Below are 2,466 nucleotides of genomic sequence, written 5' to 3'. Positions count from 1 at the left end.
CGCCCGGCACGAGACGCTGAACGAGACGAACCGCGACGAGGTCACGCGCGACCTGATCGCCTGGCTCGACGGGGTCGTGGGCAGGCTGTGAGGGCCGGGACCTGTCAGGGCTTCACGAACCGATAGGTGAAGCGATCGGTCTCGCCCTTGATCGATGGATCGAACACCTTGATCGCGTGCGTATCGTGCTTGTTCGCGAGCATGGTGCTTTGCGCGTCCAGGACGAAGCCGGCCGCCTCCACCTCCTCGCGAACGGATGCAGGCTCGATCCGATGCAGCGACTGGGCGTCGCTCGTGCCCGCCCCGACGGCGGCTGCGTGGTCTACGATGACGTAGGACCCACCGGGCTTTAGCCGCTCGTAGACAACTCGATTGAAGTGGGCCGCCGTCGCGCCCCTGGCCTGGATCAGCGCGGTGTGGAGATCGTGGTAGAACAGGTGCAGCCACAGGACATCCGCTGGTTGCGTAGCCTCCAGCATCGCCACGAGGTCCGCCGAGACGGCTTGGACGTTCTCTCGGCCCGGCTCCTTTGCAAGCGTCCTTATGCGGCCGACCGGATCGTTCTTGAAGTGGGCGACTTCGGCCGGCACGAAGCTGGTGACCCGTCCTTCTGGTCCCACGATGTCGGAGAAGAGACGGGTCCAGTCGCCGTCGCCTGGGTAAACGTCGATGACGGTGGAGCCCGCATCGACTCGTGCGAACCGGATCAACTCGGATAGCTTGTATTGGTCGTACATCGGGATCTCCTTTACGGTTGGGCATTCGACTAGCGCGCGACCAGTTCTCTGCGTCGATCACACGGTCGTCGATCGATTTACGGCTCCTTCTTGAACAGATCCTGGAAGATGAGCTGGCCCCAAATGCGGCCGCGTGCGTGCACCAGCGCGCCACCCTCGTCGAGCTTTCCCAGCTTGACGGGTGCGAAGCCGAGTTGTTTGGCCAAGGCCGCCACGGGAGCGGTCGCGTCCTCGTCGTCACCGGACAGAAAGACGACCCGGTGGCCGCCCTCGACGATCGGATCGGCAGCCAGGGTGGCAGCACCCAGGTGATTGAAACCTTTCACGAGCTTGGCGCCGGTAAACGCCTTCGCGACGAAGGCGGAGGACGGGAGACCGTCCAGCTCTTCAGGGAGAACTCCGAACGCGTTCGTCGCGTCGATGACCGTCTTGCCGCTCCAGCTCGGCAGGGCCTTCGCAACCTCGCGATGCTCCCCGAACGGGACCGACAGGATGATCGTGTCGGCCTCGAGTGCATCCCGCAGCGACATGGCGACGACCGTGGGTCCAATCGCCCGAGCCTGCGGCGCCAACGCCTCTGGCGGCCGGCGGCTCGCGACGGCCACGTCGATGTTTTTCCGCGCGAAGGCGTGGGCGACGGCCTGGCCTATCTTACCGAATCCTACAATCGCATAGCTCATGATATTTCTCCGATCCGTGTTGATATTGATTCCCCGGCCTTCAACGGCGCCGGGTTATCCGTTCCGCTGTGTCGCGGAGATCGTTCCACCAGTCCCGGCCATCCGGCGCGATTTCAGATGGCCGAGAGGCCGCCGTCGACAGACAACTCCACGCCATTCACGAAGCTTGAATCGTCTGAAGCAAGAAACACCGCGACGGCCGCAATTTCCTCAGGACGCCCCATCTTTCCCCGCGGGATCAGGGATTCGAACATCCGCTTCCCCTCCTCGTCGAGAACTTGGTCCTGCATCCGTGTGGCGATCGGCCCCGGGCTCAGCACGTTCACCCGGATCTTCCTCCCCTTCAGTTCGTTGAGCCAGGTGCGTGCGAATGAGCGCAATGCCGCCTTGCTCGCCGAATACACGCCGTAACCAGAAAAACCTTTCACCGAAGCAACTGACCCGGTCATGAAGATCGATCCGCCATCACTGAACAGCGGCAACGCCTTCTGAACCGTAAACAGCGTGCCGCGCGCATTCAGGGCGAAGATCGCATCGAAGTGCTGCTCGGTACTCTCGCCCAGTTTGACGGCTTCGCCCGTGGCCTGCGCTCGCAAACAGGACGTCGATCTTGCCCTTTTCCCGCCTGACCGTATCGAACAGGCGGTCGAGGTCATCGAGATTGGCCATGTCGCCGCGCACGCCGGTCACGTTCCGGCCAATCAGCTTGACGGCCTCGTCGAGCGCCTCCTGCCTCCGGCCGGTGATGAAAACATAGGCTCCTTCGTCAACGAAAAGCTTGGCGCTCGCCAGCGCCATGCCGCTCGTTCCACCCGTGATGACTGCAACCTTGCCCTCAAGCTTTCCCATGGCTTCTCCTTTCAAGCTGTGTCTTTGCTCGTTCGGGTAGGATCCCGAGACGCTCGAAATGGGTCCGCCGGCGTCAGGCGTTCAGTGCGGAGGCGCGCATATCGGTGGTGCAAATTCGATCCGGCTGGACGACTGACGCCCGCCGCGACGATCGGTGCGCCCGTTTGGAATGGGGCCGCGCTTGTGGGCGTAGGCTATGA

At 63.1% G+C, this 2,466-nt stretch carries 2 protein-coding genes and 1 pseudogene; all 3 read right to left on the bottom strand.

The window, feature by feature from the left end; all coding sequences use genetic code 11:
* Window positions 1-104: 104 nt before the first annotated feature.
* The gene (locus tag WCB02_RS11690) at window positions 105-737 is read right to left on the bottom strand and encodes a class I SAM-dependent methyltransferase (RefSeq protein ID WP_423958334.1); all 633 of its coding nucleotides are present in this window, start codon (window positions 735-737) and stop codon (window positions 105-107) included.
* A 77-nt stretch (window positions 738-814) separates the two neighbouring features.
* Window positions 815-1,417, bottom strand: a complete 603-nt coding sequence (locus WCB02_RS11685; RefSeq protein ID WP_423958333.1) for an NADPH-dependent F420 reductase — start codon at window positions 1,415-1,417, stop codon at window positions 815-817.
* Window positions 1,418-1,530: 113 nt separating this feature from the next.
* A pseudogene (locus WCB02_RS11680) lies at window positions 1,531-2,266 on the bottom strand (SDR family NAD(P)-dependent oxidoreductase).
* Between the last annotated feature and the right edge of the window lie 200 nt (window positions 2,267-2,466).

Origin of the sequence: Bradyrhizobium sp., from assembly GCF_049581145.1 — a bacterium.
Classification (GTDB): domain Bacteria; phylum Pseudomonadota; class Alphaproteobacteria; order Rhizobiales; family Xanthobacteraceae; genus Bradyrhizobium.
This window is presented reverse-complemented; position numbering and strand designations above follow the sequence as displayed.